The sequence below is a fragment of the Alteribacter lacisalsi genome (assembly GCF_003226345.1).
Taxonomy (GTDB): Bacteria; Bacillota; Bacilli; order Bacillales; family Salisediminibacteriaceae; genus Alteribacter; species Alteribacter lacisalsi.
The window spans coordinates 1240238-1255691 of sequence record NZ_PDOF01000001.1 but is presented as its reverse complement, the minus strand read 5'-3'; the positions used below and the strand labels follow the sequence as shown (position 1 = coordinate 1255691).

The following is a 15454-nucleotide window of genomic DNA, read 5'->3' as shown; positions in this document are numbered from 1 at the left end:
CAATGTACTACGGCTGTTCATTCATTTTAATGGCACGTTTGGCAAGACCATCCGCTTCCCTGTTCTGCCTGGACGGCACCCACTTTACAAAGCAGAAATCAAATTCATCAGCCAGTGTAAGGGCCTGATCCAGATAGACCTTGAATTCTTCCCGTTTAACGTACCGCTTTTCCATTGCATCAGCTACGATCTGGGCATCGGTACGGACAGAAAGAAGCGTCAGTTCTTCTCTTCTGCACACCTTCAGTGCCTCAACCAGAGCAGCGAACTCTGCGTGATGGTTTGTCATACTGCCAAGAGGAACGGAAATGCGCATAACATCACCGCCGGCTGTTTTAATAAAGATACCTGCACCAGATGGGCCGGGGTTTCCGGCACTTGCACCGTCAATATAAACTTCAGTTATCCGCACGGTGTACTGAATCCTTTACTCACTCAGTTTACTTCCAAAGACATGCTTTTCAAGATTGGAGAGCCTGCGAAGAATGTCATAATTGGTGCTGCCGACTGCCGGCTGCGTACGTGTTGATGTTTCCTGAGGCGGGGCCGCTGTTATCGGCTGGTGCCGCTTCGTCTGTTCGCTGAGAGCTGAAGAATCCTTTTTCAGCCTCTCCGTTTCTTTTTCAAGAAATGATATTCTTTTTTCATAGGCGTCGTAATCTTTTATGATCTGGTCGAGAAACTGGTCGACTTCATCCTGATTGTATCCACGCATACTCGTTTTAAAATCTTTTTCCAGAATTTCTTTTGGGGTTAACCGTGCAACTTTATTTTGCATTGCGCTCACCTCAACTGTTTAGTCATCATTTTGTTTCTAAATCCAGCCGTCCTGCTCCTCGCGGACAGAATCTTCAATTTCCTCCGGAGTAAGATAAAAAATGGGATAATCGGCTGCCTCGTGTTTCTTATTTGCATACGTCAGATAGAAATCGGGCGAACCTGGTGTTGCTTCATCATATAATACAAGAAAAGCACTGCTCTTTTCCACTATAAATTGATTTTTCATTTTCAGCTGCGCTGGATTGTCATACGGACACTTTGATATAAAGTCCTTATAATCACTCTGCTCCCAGATGAATTCATAGGCGGTTTTCCAGTCTTCCTTCCACCGCTCATCCTGATTGTAAAAGGGGGCGAGCGTGGCAAGCTTTAAATCGGGATACTCATCTTTAAGCCCAATCAGTGCTTCTGCCGCCCACTGTTCCACACCGGGCTGTCCGCTGGTCAAAAGCCATACGAAGTCAGTATCTTCTTTCAGTGCCCGGAGTTTCTTTTGAATCGCTTTTTTTAAATATGGCAGATGCGGATGCTTCTGATTAAAGATTCCCAGTTCATGTGGTTTATACCCTGTTACGGCAAGAACTTCGTACATATGTACAATCACCTTCCACCTTTTATTTTACCACAGAACAGGGTGAATAAAATAAGAAAAATGTTATAATTACCCACAGTAAGCTCCTGTATTTTTCAGAAAAAAACGGACCAGGAAATCCTGATCCGTTCAATAATAATTAACAGCCGCAGCCTTTACCTTTGCCCTTCATCTGAGCACCGGCTACCTGACCTGGAAAGCCCATGTTCGGCTGCATCTGAGCACCAGCTACCTGCCCCGGGAAGCCCATGTTCGGTTTGGCCTGCGCTCCTGCCACCTGACCTGGAAAGCCCATGTTCGGATGTGCCTGCGCTCCTGCTACCTGGCCTGGAAAGCCCATGTTCGGCTGCGCCTGCGCTCCCGCTACCTGGCCTGGAAAGCCCATGTTCGGCTGCGCCTGCGCTCCTGCCACCTGCTGGCCTGGTCCTGCCTGGAAATGCTGATGAGACACCTGATCCACCTGTGAGAATGTCTGCGGATAACTGTGTACATGCTTATAGAGATGATGAGCAACATTTGTAGTATGAGTCGGATGGACTTCCGGTACAATGTACTCACAGCACTGGTGAGTCATCTGCTGTTTTGTCGGATGAACCTGAGCCGGCATAACCTGACAATGACGACGTGGTCGATTAAACATACGTTGTATTCCTCCTTTTTGATTCGGTACACTATCAACGTATGTCAGGGTGAGGCTACATGTACTAGTTATAAAACCTAATTTTGCTCGTTCCCGTCTATAATTTGCCACGATAAAAAGGACCCGTAAACCGGATCCTTTACAGGGTGACAAACGGGATTTCAAGTGCTCCGTCTTTCGCTTCTGTCATGAACCAGACTGTCATCCCGATCATGGCAAAAAACATAATTACAATCATCTTTCTCATTTCTACTTCCCACCTTGAATATGAATACAATTATATTGTAAAAATTTCCCCCGAAAAAAACAACCGTTTATTTGCAGAAAATTGTTTAATTCGAATGTTTTCGATATAATTCTTATGTTCGCGCTTACATATTTTAAAGAATCAGTCGAAAATAACACATCCCTGCGCTCACCCGGGAAATATGGCGGATGTTTATTTCCCCCGCGCAGGGGAATTGTAAAAACAGAACAACATACTCTGGGAGGGATTTCCAACATGCCAAAAGTTCATGTACCTGGTTTTGAACCATTTGAAACAAAAGAAGGCACCAAACTCGTTCTCGCTCTGGAAGACAACGGAGTTGATGTCCTTCACCGCTGCGGAGGCAAAGCAAAGTGTACCACATGCCGCGTAGAAGTACTCGAAGGTGAATTTGAACCTGCAGGAGAAGCAGAAATTGCCAAGTCCCTTGAAGAAGGCTGCCGTCTGTCCTGTCAGGTCCGCGTTCAAAGTGATGTAAAAGTAATGCCGAAAATGACCGTATCTTCTTCAGGAATGGATCCGGGTCCAAGGCCGGAGAAATAAACATTCAGGGTCGCAGAACAGGGTTTCTGCGATCCATTGTTATGTCTGCAAGCTGCCTGTATGTGGTAATGTTTCGTTTCTTGAGTTCATCAATCAGATATAAAAACACATCCGCAGTCATGTGGGCATCATTTAAAGCGTGATGCCGCTGCCTGCTTTTCACACCAAGTCTTCTGATCACATGGTCAAGGCTGTTTTTTTCGTTTGGATACAGGTAGTTTGCGATCCTGCATGCATCAATAAAAAAGGGGGAAAAGTTTTTAAGCCCCCAGCGGCGGGTCAACTCCTTTAAAAAAATCACATCAAAGCTGGCGGGATATGCGACAAGCACGGTGTTCGATGCAAATTCAACAAACCGGAAAAAACTGATCAGAAAAGCTTCCCCCTCTTTAATTTCCTGAGGAGTCAGACCTGTAAGCTTCAGTACGTCCTCCGGGACAGGCTTAAATGGCCGCACCACTTCATAAAAATGTTCGGGAAAGCGGATGTGATTGGCGTTTACCTTCATTGCACCGATTGAGATCACCTCATCTCCCATTTTCGGGAAAAATCCGGTTGTCTCCAGATCGAACACTGTATACGTCAAATCATCAAGTGACATCGTGACAATTTCCGGATCAGGCTTCATTTCATTCATTTCATCAATAAGCGCTTCATAAAGGGGCCTGTTATTTCTGATCCAGTGATGTTTCATGGAATTAAACAAGTGCGTATCGACCATTACGAAGCGTAGATAGTGAAGAATTGAAACCTTCATGGCTACAACCCCCTGTTTCTTGCAAAGCTCAGTTCACTCATCTGCTGCATCCGCTTTGCCACGAGGAGGGCTTCTCTCAGCTGTTTACGATCTTCCTTCGTAAGCTGATAAGGTCTTAGTTCATTGGTTAAAGGCTCATCAGACCGCAGCTGTCTGACGTTTTCCCGGATTCTGAACTGATACAGATAATCAAGGGCAAGCTTGGCATTGGCGGCATCCCTGGGGTGAAACACTTCTTCCTTCCGCAGGGCGTAGAGCCTCTTTAACGTACTCACTTCCTTGATTCCATAACGGATCGCAAAAATGCGGATATTGTTGACAATCTGCATGATTGCCCCTTTTTTCAAGTTAATCGATCTTTGTTTCCCTTTCGTACTGATCCGGCCGAAGGGCTGAACAGGGACCCGGAATCGAATCGTGTCCTTCATCAGCATAGCCTGAAGAATCCGTCCTTTTTGAATCGCCGGGGTTATTCGTTCCCGCAGGTCTTCTGCTAGAGTAAAGTCACCGAAAAGGGGTCGGTAATCAATAAAAATTGTGAAGTCCCTCACTTCCTCCCCGTCCGTTTCCCTGAGCCAGCGGAGCACCTCCCTCTCCCATTGATCAATGGCTCTGCGCCATTTCGTTTCCTTTGCCATGATGCCGCCTGTACATTCAGGAAACCCGCAAGCAGCAAGCCCGTCATTTATTTTTCTGGCAAAGGTATAAAAGTACTGCTCGATTTCTTCTCTGTTCGGAAGGTGGCTGTAATTATCGAGGATCATGCCATTATCCTGATCAGTGCTGAATGCCTGTTCCCCTCTCCCCTGACTGCCCATGACGACGAAACAGTAATTAACCGGCGGGCTGCCGTACCCTTCCTTCTTCATCTCCCTGAGCGCATGACGAATGACCTGGATATGGATCTGGTCATTGTATCTGGAGATAAATTCACTCATTTCCGTCCCGTACGTCTGCTCGGTAAGGAGCTCTTCCGTAAAGGAAAGAAACTTTTCACTCTTCTTCGGAGACAAATCCATAAGCCTTTTCAGGTCCCTGGCGTGACTGACATTGTAATAGAGATTCAAATATTCCGATTCATGAAGCCTGAGAAACGATTCTGCAGTGAGAATCCCGACAGCTTTTTCCCCATTCAGAACCGGGACGAGATTAATACGGTCTTCCTTGAAATAGGTGAGTACTTCATAGCTGAAAGCGTCTGCCTGAACACACACCGGGTCCGTTACCATCCATTTACTCACCGGGTGGTGTGCTCCGTCCGCTGCCAGGGCTTTCAGCAGTTCTGTCTGTGTAATTGTCCCTTTGATATGATGATCCTGATCAACGACAGTCAGTCCCAAACCTCCCCAGTCCGACAGCGTGCCTGCAGCCTGCACGATCGTCTGATCGGGATAAATAAACCTCGGTTTGTCCATAATCGTGTGGACTCTCGTTTTATAGAGGGCGACATTTTCACTGTCCGAAGTGGAATGATCTTTTTTCATTTCATCGTAAAGGGATTTCATACGCTGCCCGATTCCTGTCAGAATCGTATCCGAAAATGGCTTGTTTTCTGTCATCACTTTAAGGAGAGTATGCTTTTTCAGTTTGACTGTTTCACAGTTCTCCAGTGCCTGTACTGAAAAATTCATTTCTCCGCCGGAAAGAAGAATCATGAGTCCGATTAGATCTCCGGGATAATAAAAACGGACGGAGAACTGTTTGCCGTCTTCACGGTGCAGCACATTTTTTGCTAGCCCCTTGAGCAGAAAATAGACCTCTACTTCCTCCTCTTCCTCGTGAAAGAGAAATTCATTCTCACGAAAAGACAGTCTGACTGCATCACTCGTAACCATGTCAAACTGCTCTTCTGTGAGCAGATCAAAGGGGAAGGCATTCCGCATGACTTCTTTAAACACGTTTTCATTTTTCATGAGCGGTGTGCTCCTTTTTCTAGTTTTTGCTGAAGACGGGCTGCTCTTTTTTCAAGTGAAGGATCTTTTTTTCCGGCAGTACGGGCTGCCCTGGCTCCTTCCCGCACTTCCCTGACAGCCCTTTTCGCATAGTCCAGCGCTTTCTCAAGATCTTTAAACTGATGCTCGTACAGCTTCGCAAGTTCTGTATATGCAGCCGCTCTTAATGCTGATCCTCCCCTCCTGATCTGGAGGGATGCAAGAAGCAGTTCTTCACTTTCTGTAAAGGCTTTCCGTTTTTTCATAATGCCGGCGAGCCTGACCGCGGATTCGGGAGACGCCTGATCCTTTAACGCCTCACGGTAATGATTCTCTGCATGACGGTCTTTTTTCAGCTGCTCAAACCAGCGGCCCATTTGATAGTGCTCGGAAGGTCTGGAGGGTTCCAGAACCAGGAGCCTGGAACTGAGTTCCGCATAAAGGACAATCAGCGACAGTACATCGAGTTCATGGTGCCTGAATATACCTTCGAGCTCTGCCGGGTCCTGATGCTGTAAATATTCAAAATAAAGGATCGGCGCAAGACTTCCCGGTGTTTCGTTTACCCTGCGGACGCCAAGCTTTTCTTCTTCCACAATCGAAAGCCGGCAGGATGGAAGTTCATGCTTCCAAAGCCTGCGGGCGGCATGCAGAAGATCAAAATGACCGAAAAGAGGCAGTTTCGGCACTTCGTTTCTCACAAAAGCATGGCGGGATTTTACATGCGGCCAGTCAAAAGCTTTTCCGTTATAACTGACCAGACTGTGATCTGGATTGAAATCCGTTAGAAAACCATGGAAAAAGGCTGCTTCCTCTGCCGGACCCGGCAGAAAATGCTGAATCACTTCCACTTCATTCCCACGGATTCGCGAGTAACCCATCAGAAAAATGGTCGTCCCCGCTCCGCTGGAAAGGCCGGTAGTTTCCGTATCAAAAAACAGCAGACTTTCAGGGTCGGTTTCAGACAGGTCCAAAGGATGTCCTGATGCCTGATCCCATGATTTTTTCAGTTCCGGAAGTTCACTGAACCTGCGGCTTCCGTGTCTGTAATCCAGCGGGTAGGATTTCCTGCGGACAAGTGAGTATTCCCCTTCAAACCAGTGCGGTTTAAACCCGAGTTCTTTCCATCTGTCTCCGTGCCGGCCCGGCGAAGCGTCATGATCCTTCTCAGGCCTGGCCACTGCCCTTCCTCTCTCCTCGGTTTCCTCTGTTTTTATGTAGCCTTTCATCCGGTTCAGTTTCCCCTTTAGATTCACACCGACCATCTCCTACTTATCCTTCATTCATTACATTGTATATGAAAAGAAATGAATAGAAAACCACACAGATCTTTCATACTAAGCACGAGAATAAATTTTAAGGAGCGACTTCATTATGAGTGAAAACAGTTCACCTGCACGGTCATTTGAAGACGTTCTGAAGCTGTCCCGTGAATCGGACGATTTTATGAGTGAAACCGTTCAAGGTCCCGGAAACCTTACTTATCACCTTGATTATTACTCCACCCTTTGTGATGCCGCACCTTTCAATGACCAGATCGTAAAGCCGCTTCAAAAGAATACGTGCTTCTCACTGGATGACCTTAAAAGGATAATCCCCTTAAAGCAGATAGCTGAAGTGGCGGATGCAGAGGATCTTGAAAAGGGCTTAAACAGCGGTAAGGTGTTAATTCGTTTTCAGCCCGGTGAGCCCTACGGTGTTCTCGCTTCGGTCCGGACGATTGAGAATCGCGAAGTGTCGATCCCTGAAGTGGAGTACAGCGTAATCGGCCCAAAAGAAGCCTTTGTGGAAAATCTCGACATGAACATCAATATGATACGAAACCGGCTGCCTGTATCCACCCTGACGATCAAAAAAATAACCGTAGGAGCAATCTCCAAAACGGATGTGGCCGTTCTCTATCTTTCCGATATTGCAAGTGATGAAAACGTTCAGACAATGATTCAGCGTGTCACAGCGATACATTATGATGAAATCAGTGACAGTTCCTATATCAATCAGTTTATCGAGGACAATAATAATTCGCCGTTTCCCCAGTTGATTGATACAGAACGTCCCGACCGTGTAGCGGCGCAGCTGACCGAAGGAAAAATTGCTGTCATGTCCCACGGCTCCCCCAGTGCCATTACAGCTCCTACGACACTTGTGGAGTTTTTCTCTGCGTTTGAAGACTACTATATTCCTTGGCATCTGGCTTCCGGGTTTCGTCTAATTCGGCTTTTTGCCGTCTTGTTCTCGGTTTTTTCCACCCCGATGTATGTAGCCGTTATCACCTATCATGCCGAACTTATTCCCCAGGATCTCCTGGCGACACTGATTTTATCGAGAAGTATTATTCCCTTTCCTCCTATCATTGAAGCCATCTTTCTGGAGTTAACCATCGAGCTTCTCAGGGAGGCAGGGGCGCGCCTGCCGACAAAAGTCGGTCAGACAATCGGTATAGTAGGCGGTATTGTAATCGGAACCGCTGCAGTAGAAGCAGGGCTTACAAGTAACGTCCTGCTAATCATCGTTGCTCTTGCCGCCCTGGCGTCATTTACAACGCCTATTTACAGAATAGGTAATACGATCAGACTGATCCGGTTCCCATTCCTTCTCATGGCCCAGCTCTGGGGGCTGCTCGGAATCAGCCTGCTCGGAACCTTTTTCCTTGTTCATCTGATTACTCTTAAATCCCTCGGCCGTCCCTACCTTGAACCGATTTACCCGTTTCGGTTCAGAGATTTCAAGGATGCCTTCTTCAGGATGCCGTTCAAGTATCAGTATGACAGACCTGAACATACCCAGACTAAGAAAAAAGAACGCTTCTCACGCAGTAAAGGGAAGCGTACGGCGGATATCGATGAGCATATCCACTAAAAAGGAGGACAGGATATGAGCGTGCCAATTAAAACGATGTCTCATGTATCTCCCTTTTATGTGTTTTTTCTCGTACACGCCATGCAGGTCGGCGTTGGAGTATTTGGATTCCAGCGGTACATTGCCATGGATGCCGGCTACAATTCCTGGATCGCCGTCCTGCTTACAGGTGCTGCCATCCATATCATCATCTGGATGATGTACCGGATGCTGATGGCAGGCGGGAAACCTGTAGATATAATTGATCTGCACAGAAATTTCTTTGGAAAAATCGCAGGGGATCTGCTTAGTTACGGGTTACTCGTATATTTTTTGTTTATGGGAATTACCGTATTAAGAACATATGTGGAAGTGATTCAGATCTGGATGTTTCCCACGATGATTACCTGGCCGATTACGCTTTTTATACTTCTCGTAATCGTCTACGGTATTTATCACGGCTTCCGTGTCGTAACAGGAATGGCATTCCTCGGGGTGGTCCTTCCATTCGTTCTCATCTTGACGGCCATTTCCCCTCTGGAGTTTGCCAACTATCACCGGATGCTGCCGGTGGAATTTGAACTGAAAGAACAGCTGAACGCAATGAAGACAATGACGCTCAGCTTTATCGGCTTTGAAGCGCTTGCCTTTTATCTGCCTTTTATAAACGGCGCCGGAAAAAGTCACAAATGGGCTCAGGCAGGACATGGGCTTACCATCCTGATTTATCTGATGGTGGCTGTCGTGACGTTTCTTTTTTACAGCCGAAAACATCTCGAGCGTGTTGTCTATCCAACGCTCAGTTCCTGGAAAGTACTGGAACTCCCGTTTATTGAGCGATTTGAATACATCGGCATATCACTCTGGCTGCTTGTCATTCTCCCTAACATTATGATCAGTATCTGGGTTGTAAGCCGGGGAATGAAAAAGATGCTGCGGACCAGACATAAACAAACGCTTTTTTTTACGGCAGGCGCAGTGTTCCTCTTCTCAATCGCATATGAAACAAGGGAAGCCATCGACAATCTGAATTCCAACGTGTCCATGGCAGGCTTTTATATCATTTTCTGCTACTTTCCCGCGCTCTTCCTCGTGACAATGGTGATAAGGAGGTTCAGATCCAATGGGAAAACGCGCTCAGATCATGCTGGTTAATCTCCTCGTACTCTGCCTGCTTCTGGCTGGCTGTGTAGAGCGGAATATTCTTGATGAGGTGCAGATTATTCACGCCATCGGATATGACTATATCGATGAGAATCACATTGAAGGCACAATCAGCCTCCCTGTGTACGGGTCCGGCGAGGAGATCAGCAGCGAAGCGATCAGTGCCATCTCGAGAACAACGAAGGATATCCGCCTGTTTCTCGATGCCCAATCGTCAAAACCGCTTCATACAGGAAAAGTCAGCGCTGTCCTTTTTGACGAAAAGCTGACAGAGCTGGGCCTGATGAGAATTGTCGATACGTTTGTACGTGACCCGCGGATCGGCATGCGCATTCAGCTTGCTGTCGTAGAAGATATTTCAGCAAAAAAGCTTCTTGAAACCACCTACCCTTTGGAAGTGGATGTCGCAATGTACATCAGCGATCTTATAGAACAGAATATCGATCAGCAGAATATGCCCCAGTCAAACTTTCATGTATTCTTATCCAACTTCTACGGCCAGGGCCGTGACCCGTTTCTCCCCATCCTCAGACAGGAAGGAAACGTAATGAAAATCACCGGCCTGGCTCTGTTAAAAGAAGATCGGCTGGCCGGGAAACTGGAGCTGAAAGACTGCTTTTTGCTTAAGATTCTTCTGGAACGTTTCGGTGACGGATCATATGAAGTTGTTCTCAATGCTGAGGATAACGAATACGCTATGCTTAGAAATATCGAATCCAGAACCACATTTGATGTTAAAAAACCCTCTTCCACCAACCCTGAGATCAGAGGGAAAGTGGAGCTTGCGGGAAAAATAAGTGAATACTCCGGCCACACCCTGGGTCAGGAGAAAGTTAAGGAAATTCACAAAGCCACCCAAAAACAGCTGAAGAAGGATCTGAACAGGCTGATCGACTATTTTCAGGAACTAAACGTGGATCCAGCCGGGATCGGTGATCACGTCCGCCGTCATTATGCCGGTTTTTCCGATGAAGTATGGGATGAGATGTTCCCTGAAGTTTCGGTGGACATTGATGTTGACATTACAATTAAGGAGACAGGGATTGAAGAATAGGCCTGCAGGGAGGATATAGATACTGAAGCCGTGTCCTCTTCCCTGGGCAGAGATTAATACCTCGCCACATCGGCAGGCATAAATATTCAACATAAAGAAACGGCCCTTAAAGTGACAGTTTAAGGGCTGTTCTCATAGGTTTACGGGACTGAAAGTATATTCGTTTTACTTTATTTCCATTCTTTTACTGCCAAGAAGTTTAAGGACGAGAGACTTCGAAGCAGGACTATCATCATCAAACTCTACTGCTGCGGAGCCGGTACAGGTCGGACATCCCTTTTCACACGGGCATGAACGGACGAATGATTCGGCAGCCGCAAGTGTACTGTCAAGATTTTTGTATACCTGCTCTGACAGCCCCACCCCGCCAGGGTAACGGTCATACAGGAATACGGCCGGCTGTTCCGAGTGGACAGCTTTGATCTGGGGGACCGCATGGAGGTCATTTTTATCGCACATCACGCTCACACAGGAAACATGCTGCCAGACGTGGGCAAGTCCTGCAAGCGCTTCTTCGAGAGTTTTTTCTCCCCACCTATTCACCAGATCCGGTGGAAATGACAGCCAGACCGCCTGGCTATGAAGTTCCTGTTCAGGCAGGTGGATGGGACCCGATCCAATATTTTCAAAAGTCTCAAGCTTAATTTTTTTAAATATGGTTGCCATAGCCGTAACCATCACATCGCCAAATTCTGCAGTTCCGTGAGCGGTGTCCTTCTGGAGATCAGACTCCAGGACTTTCAGATTCACAGCCAGATTCGCATCCGTAAAGTACTCCACATCCACTTCTCTGACAAATGCTTTTTTCTCTTCCCAATCCAGGTATTCGACCTGAAACTGCGTGCCTTCATGCAGATAAATCGCCTCGTCATGTAGAAGCGTGAGGGCACTGAACGTGTCCATTTCACCGATTACCCTGTGATTGGCCACATCACTCTGGTCAATAATGACCACGTTCTCCTGAGCGGCGGACCTGAGGCTGATGTTGTGTGCAGGAAACGCGTCATTCATCCAGTAAAACTTGCTGCGCTGGGCGTGCAGCACCCGCTCGTCGACGAGAAATTCGAGAATCTCCTCCACATCCACTCCATCAAACATTTCACCTTTTTCGAACGGCAGCTCATACGCCGCACATTTCAGATGATCCACAAGAATAACCAGGTTGTTTTTGTTAATTCTTGCTGTTTCCGGAGACCCCTCAAAAAAGAATGACGGATTTGAAAAGATATACTGATCAATCGGCGTGGAGTTGGCAACCATCAGTACGACCGATTCATCCTGACGCCTTCCCGCTCTTCCCGCCTGCTGCCAGCTTGAGGCAACAGAGCCAGGGTAACCGGTCATAATACACACTTGAAGCTGACCGATATCCACTCCAAGTTCGAGGGCATTGGTACTCACTACCCCGAGCGTGTCCCCTCTTCTGAGACTTCGCTCTATTTCCCGGCGCTGATTCGGGAGGTAGCCGCCTCTATACCCGCGTATTTTGTTTTTGTCGAGACTGTATTTGGTGAGTTCCTGCAGATGACTTAAGATAATTTCCACCCGGACCCGGCTTCTGGCAAATACGATTGTCTGGATATTCTGCTTCAGGAAATCGGCGGCCAGCTCATTTACGATTTTCGTAGCCCCGGCTCTGATATTCAACTGCTTGTTTACAATAGGCGGATTATAAAAAATAAAATGCTTCTTTCCCCGGGGAGCCCCGTTATTATCAATCAATGTTACGTCCTCACCTGTAAGACCGCTGCTCAACTCTTTCGGGTTCGCGATTGTCGCAGACGTACAGATGAATGCGGGGCTGCTTCCGTAATATTTACAGATCCGCTTCAAGCGGCGGATCACATTCGCCACGTGGGAGCCAAAAACGCCCCTGTATGTATGAAGCTCATCAATTACGACGGTTTCAAGATTTTCAAACAGACTGATCCATTTTGTGTGATGGGGGAGTATTGCGGCATGGAGCATGTCCGGGTTTGTAATCACGATATGCCCGGCTTTCCTGACAACCTGACGAATATTCGCCGGTGTGTCGCCGTCATAGGTGTAGCTGTTCACGTTTACATCGATATCATCAATCAGTTCGTTCATTTCACTTTTCTGATCCTGCGCAAGAGCTTTGGTCGGAAACAGATAAAGAGCCCGGCTGTCCGGGTTGTCAAGCTGCTTCTGAAGCACAGGGAGATTGTAGCAGAGCGTTTTCCCTGATGCAGTGGGTGTAACGGCAACCACGTTTTCACCTCTGTTTACGGCTTCGAATGCGCTTGCCTGATGCGTATATAATTCCTTTATTCCTTTTCTTCTGATCCCCTCTTTCAATCTTTCATCGACTGAAGAAGGAAACGGTACAGTCCTGGCGCTTTTTTCGTCTATTTCATGCCAGTGCGTGACATTTTTATCTTTTTTGAGTTCCTGCAAAAGAGCAGACAGATCCTTTTTTCCAAACATGCACGTTCTCCCTTCTCTCCGGCTGGTAAGATTAGTACTTTTAAGTATAGCGAATATACGTTTGCATGAAAAGAACCTGGGGGCACTCTTGCTACCTCTCCTTAAGAAAAGCCTTACTTCGCGGACCAGCGCGCGTAGGAGTGCTCGAGTTTCTGAGCAATCAGGACGTCATTAACACAAAGACCCGTCCCGTAAGCTGCTGGTACAAAACAGAGACAACTGTTATCTTCAAGGTCAAAAACAACGGCAGTATCCAGTTCTTCTGTCCCTTCTGACGGTGCGTCACCGAACGCGTACAGGGTGACGTTCTTAATTGTTTTCAGAACCATAATTCCGCTCACATCCTCTTTTTCGTGATTGCCGTACTCGTTAAAGGCGAAATTCAGAGGAGAAGGTGTGTTTTGTTTATTGACAGAAAGCACTCGATCACCTTTCCGGTCTTCTCCTCCTTCAAGCAGAAGGTAGTCATCCCCCCCGAAATGGAGGATGACCGGAGAGTAGAAATTAAAATCTTCACCGAAGCTTCTATTGTGAAAAAAAGTCATCTGGTCCGTATCAATAGATATGAGTGTTTTTCCAATGCACCTCCGAAAGACTGCAAGTTGACGCTCACTGAACGAACTGTCAAAGTTCTTCATCTGCCTCCTCCTTTGTAATTTCACATGTGATCCTCAGAATGGACCAGCCGAAAAGCGCAATTTCATGCACCGCGTTAAGGTTACCGCCTATATGTGTGAGTTCGAATGTTTCTTCAAGAGGAAGCTTTATGGTCATACGCCCTACCGTCAGATAGATCCCTTCATCTCCGCTCATCTCCGGTTTTTTTCTGCTTGTGAGACCAAGGCCCCCTCCCGGTTTATTTTCAGGCCTCAGGATCCTGGTAATGATACCGCGATGAAGTGGAAGTCCAATGTTGAAGTAGCCGGTTTCTCTCGTTCTGTGTGTCGAATAAAATGCGTTAAAGACCGGTTCTCCCGTACTGCTGTCAGACCGGATCCATGCCCTCAAATCTCTGCACCTATCCTCCTGGTCGGGAACATTGAGGATGCTCCCTTCCAAAACCTCCAGACCTGAGAGAGGAAGATGAATTTGCCCTGCTCCTTTTGTGAAAAAGCGGGCTGCCCGTCCAATTAACTCTATTTTCCATGATATTTCCGCTGTAAGATCATAATATTCTGTATGAACGTAAAAATCCCTGATAACGGTGTTTATTTTCTCTGAATCAAAGTCATCGCCTTTTAATAGATTCCAGTCCGCAATTAGGCCTGTTCCCTGTTCTGAATGCTCTTCCCTGCCTCTTTTTCTGACATTGCCGTCTCCTGTGGATCCTCTGGTTCTCACCCTGCTTACAGGAAAGGCCTTCTCATCATATCTCGGCTTAGGACGTGCAATGAGCCATGCCAATGTTCCAAGAACAGAAAATCCGAATGCATTCAGTGCGCCGTGCCAGCGCAGCATCCCGTCCATTGTAACGACTGCAGTTTCAAAATACATCCCAAGGCTGTAAAGAGTGGAAACTCCCATAGTCGTCATCAGGATCAGGGAGGCAATCCCTGCTAAAGGTCCTGCCGCATACCCAATTCTGAGCACTGATGCAAGAACCCAAAGACATAACCAGTAAATAAAAACAATATAAACACCAGATGTAATCAAATCGAAAGGAGGTCCATGCAGGATCCCAAGTGCTACCAGGGGTGAACCTCCTGCGAGACCGGCTGCCAGAATTGTAAAAGCACGGCGTCTTCTTAATACTTCGCATGCCTGGGTATTGTAACCAAACAGCCACCGGCCGAACATTCCGGTGAATATCGGCAGCACAAAGGCAGAATAGTGGTAGTGAATGGCCGTCAGATCAATCGTGAGGGAAGAGTATGGCATTAATTCTGCTGCTCCTGATCTTGCAAGAACCAGCCAGACCCCTCCCACAGCCAGAAAGGCAAGGCCGGCATCAATGACTGCTTCCTCAGGCTGGCCGATTCCCCTATTCAGCAAACGGAAGATACCGTTTCCTGCTGCCGCCATAGTAAACAGGAGCCACACAGCGGCAGCAGAAGCAGCCAGCCAGCCGGTCTCCATTGAGAGAGAGAGCATCCCTGCCGCAGCAAATGGAAATGACCAGCGGGCTGCTGTCAATATGTTGATTCGGTACACTGACTTCGGGTTTGATGTAGCCACAAGAGACAGAAGTACAGGTACGAGGATAAAAAAAGCCAGAACCAGAGCAAGTTCAATAATTGACGGGGCTGTGAGAAAAGTCCAGGTGAGCCCTATACACAATCCCAGAAGAAGATTAAGTCTGACTGTCATGCTCAAAGCCCCCAATTTCTGCATTTTCATTCTATCCCCCGATTTAATCCTGGCCAATCCCCATAGAGGATTCATTCATTTCAGGAGGGCGTTCGTCAAGAATGAAAACTGTCTGCTTTTCTGTTTAGAGCG

The 15454-nt window shown here is 47.2% G+C and carries 14 protein-coding genes; 4 read left to right on the top strand and 10 right to left on the bottom strand.

What is annotated here, in order from left to right; all coding sequences use genetic code 11:
• Positions 1-7: 7 nt before the first annotated feature.
• The 4 genes from CR205_RS06225 to CR205_RS06210 all read right to left on the bottom strand — a co-directional run bounded on the left by CR205_RS06225 (position 8) and on the right by CR205_RS06210 (position 2012).
• The gene (locus CR205_RS06225) at positions 8-412 is read right to left on the bottom strand and encodes a reverse transcriptase-like protein (protein WP_328587714.1); all 405 of its coding nucleotides are present in this window, start codon (positions 410-412) and stop codon (positions 8-10) included.
• Positions 413-427: 15 nt separating this feature from the next.
• Positions 428-778, bottom strand: coding sequence for a cell division regulator GpsB (gpsB, locus tag CR205_RS06220; RefSeq protein WP_110518006.1), 351 nt, complete (start codon positions 776-778; stop codon positions 428-430).
• A gap of 36 nt (positions 779-814) precedes the next feature.
• Positions 815-1372 (bottom strand): SLOG family protein, encoded by a 558-nt coding sequence (locus CR205_RS06215; RefSeq protein ID WP_110518004.1) that lies wholly within the window; start codon positions 1370-1372, stop codon positions 815-817.
• A 139-nt stretch (positions 1373-1511) separates the two neighbouring features.
• Positions 1512-2012, bottom strand: a complete 501-nt coding sequence (locus CR205_RS06210) for a spore coat protein (protein WP_110518002.1) — start codon at positions 2010-2012, stop codon at positions 1512-1514.
• A 502-nt stretch (positions 2013-2514) separates the two neighbouring features.
• On the opposite strand from CR205_RS06210, the gene CR205_RS06205 reads away from it, so the two are divergent.
• Positions 2515-2823 carry a 2Fe-2S iron-sulfur cluster-binding protein gene (locus CR205_RS06205; RefSeq protein ID WP_110518000.1) on the top strand — a complete coding sequence of 103 codons (309 nt, stop codon included), beginning with the start codon at positions 2515-2517 and terminating at the stop codon, positions 2821-2823.
• Positions 2824-2827: 4 nt separating this feature from the next.
• On the opposite strand, the gene CR205_RS06200 is transcribed toward CR205_RS06205, so the two are convergent.
• Genes CR205_RS06200 through CR205_RS06190 form a run of 3 tightly spaced genes read right to left on the bottom strand, consistent with a single transcriptional unit; the run spans position 2828 to position 6767 of the window.
• The gene (locus CR205_RS06200) at positions 2828-3580 is read right to left on the bottom strand and encodes a 3'-5' exonuclease (RefSeq protein WP_110517998.1); all 753 of its coding nucleotides are present in this window, start codon (positions 3578-3580) and stop codon (positions 2828-2830) included.
• A gap of 2 nt (positions 3581-3582) precedes the next feature.
• Positions 3583-5493 (bottom strand): DUF294 nucleotidyltransferase-like domain-containing protein, encoded by a 1911-nt coding sequence (locus CR205_RS06195; protein ID WP_110517997.1) that lies wholly within the window; start codon positions 5491-5493, stop codon positions 3583-3585.
• The gene (locus CR205_RS06190) at positions 5490-6767 is read right to left on the bottom strand and encodes a ribonuclease H-like domain-containing protein (protein WP_161524688.1); all 1278 of its coding nucleotides are present in this window, start codon (positions 6765-6767) and stop codon (positions 5490-5492) included. The genes CR205_RS06195 and CR205_RS06190 overlap by 4 nt, the downstream gene beginning before the upstream one ends.
• Before the next feature lie 118 nt (positions 6768-6885).
• Here CR205_RS06190 and CR205_RS06185 point away from each other — a divergent pair, with 118 nt between their 5' ends.
• The 3 genes from CR205_RS06185 to CR205_RS06175 are packed head-to-tail and all read left to right on the top strand — an operon-like array spanning position 6886 to position 10567.
• A complete protein-coding gene (locus CR205_RS06185) occupies positions 6886-8370 on the top strand; it encodes a spore germination protein (protein WP_110517993.1) in 1485 nt (494 codons plus the stop codon).
• 15 nt (positions 8371-8385) lie between these two features.
• Positions 8386-9504 carry a GerAB/ArcD/ProY family transporter gene (locus CR205_RS06180; RefSeq protein WP_110517991.1) on the top strand — a complete coding sequence of 373 codons (1119 nt, stop codon included), beginning with the start codon at positions 8386-8388 and terminating at the stop codon, positions 9502-9504.
• Entirely contained in the window at positions 9473-10567 is a 1095-nt protein-coding gene (locus CR205_RS06175; RefSeq protein ID WP_110517989.1) for a Ger(x)C family spore germination protein, read from the top strand. Before CR205_RS06180 ends, CR205_RS06175 begins: the two co-directional genes overlap by 32 nt.
• A 165-nt stretch (positions 10568-10732) precedes the next feature.
• On the opposite strand, the gene CR205_RS06170 is transcribed toward CR205_RS06175, so the two are convergent.
• The 3 genes from CR205_RS06170 to CR205_RS06160 form a co-directional block, all read right to left on the bottom strand.
• Positions 10733-13015, bottom strand: a complete 2283-nt coding sequence (locus tag CR205_RS06170) for a DEAD/DEAH box helicase (RefSeq protein WP_110517987.1) — start codon at positions 13013-13015, stop codon at positions 10733-10735.
• A gap of 113 nt (positions 13016-13128) precedes the next feature.
• Positions 13129-13653, bottom strand: coding sequence for a hypothetical protein (locus CR205_RS06165; protein WP_110517985.1), 525 nt, complete (start codon positions 13651-13653; stop codon positions 13129-13131).
• The gene (locus CR205_RS06160) at positions 13640-15322 is read right to left on the bottom strand and encodes a YndJ family protein (RefSeq protein ID WP_161524687.1); all 1683 of its coding nucleotides are present in this window, start codon (positions 15320-15322) and stop codon (positions 13640-13642) included. Before CR205_RS06160 ends, CR205_RS06165 begins: the two co-directional genes overlap by 14 nt.
• Positions 15323-15454 lie beyond the last annotated feature (132 nt).

What these genes read in the sequence shown, in the direction of transcription:
- gpsB (WP_110518006.1), bottom strand. Translation starts at nt 778, where the DNA reads ATGCAAAATAAAGTTGCACGGTTAACCCCAAAAGAAATTCTGGAAAAA.
- CR205_RS06215 (WP_110518004.1), bottom strand. Translation starts at nt 1,372, where the DNA reads ATGTACGAAGTTCTTGCCGTAACAGGGTATAAACCACATGAACTGGGA.
- CR205_RS06210 (WP_110518002.1), bottom strand. Translation starts at nt 2,012, where the DNA reads ATGTTTAATCGACCACGTCGTCATTGTCAGGTTATGCCGGCTCAGGTT.
- CR205_RS06205 (WP_110518000.1), top strand. Translation starts at nt 2,515, where the DNA reads ATGCCAAAAGTTCATGTACCTGGTTTTGAACCATTTGAAACAAAAGAA.
- CR205_RS06200 (WP_110517998.1), bottom strand. Translation starts at nt 3,580, where the DNA reads ATGAAGGTTTCAATTCTTCACTATCTACGCTTCGTAATGGTCGATACG.
- CR205_RS06195 (WP_110517997.1), bottom strand. Translation starts at nt 5,493, where the DNA reads ATGAAAAATGAAAACGTGTTTAAAGAAGTCATGCGGAATGCCTTCCCC.
- CR205_RS06185 (WP_110517993.1), top strand. Translation starts at nt 6,886, where the DNA reads ATGAGTGAAAACAGTTCACCTGCACGGTCATTTGAAGACGTTCTGAAG.
- CR205_RS06180 (WP_110517991.1), top strand. Translation starts at nt 8,386, where the DNA reads ATGAGCGTGCCAATTAAAACGATGTCTCATGTATCTCCCTTTTATGTG.
- CR205_RS06175 (WP_110517989.1), top strand. Translation starts at nt 9,473, where the DNA reads ATGGGAAAACGCGCTCAGATCATGCTGGTTAATCTCCTCGTACTCTGC.
- CR205_RS06170 (WP_110517987.1), bottom strand. Translation starts at nt 13,015, where the DNA reads ATGTTTGGAAAAAAGGATCTGTCTGCTCTTTTGCAGGAACTCAAAAAA.
- CR205_RS06165 (WP_110517985.1), bottom strand. Translation starts at nt 13,653, where the DNA reads ATGAAGAACTTTGACAGTTCGTTCAGTGAGCGTCAACTTGCAGTCTTT.
- CR205_RS06160 (WP_161524687.1), bottom strand. Translation starts at nt 15,322, where the DNA reads ATGACAGTCAGACTTAATCTTCTTCTGGGATTGTGTATAGGGCTCACC.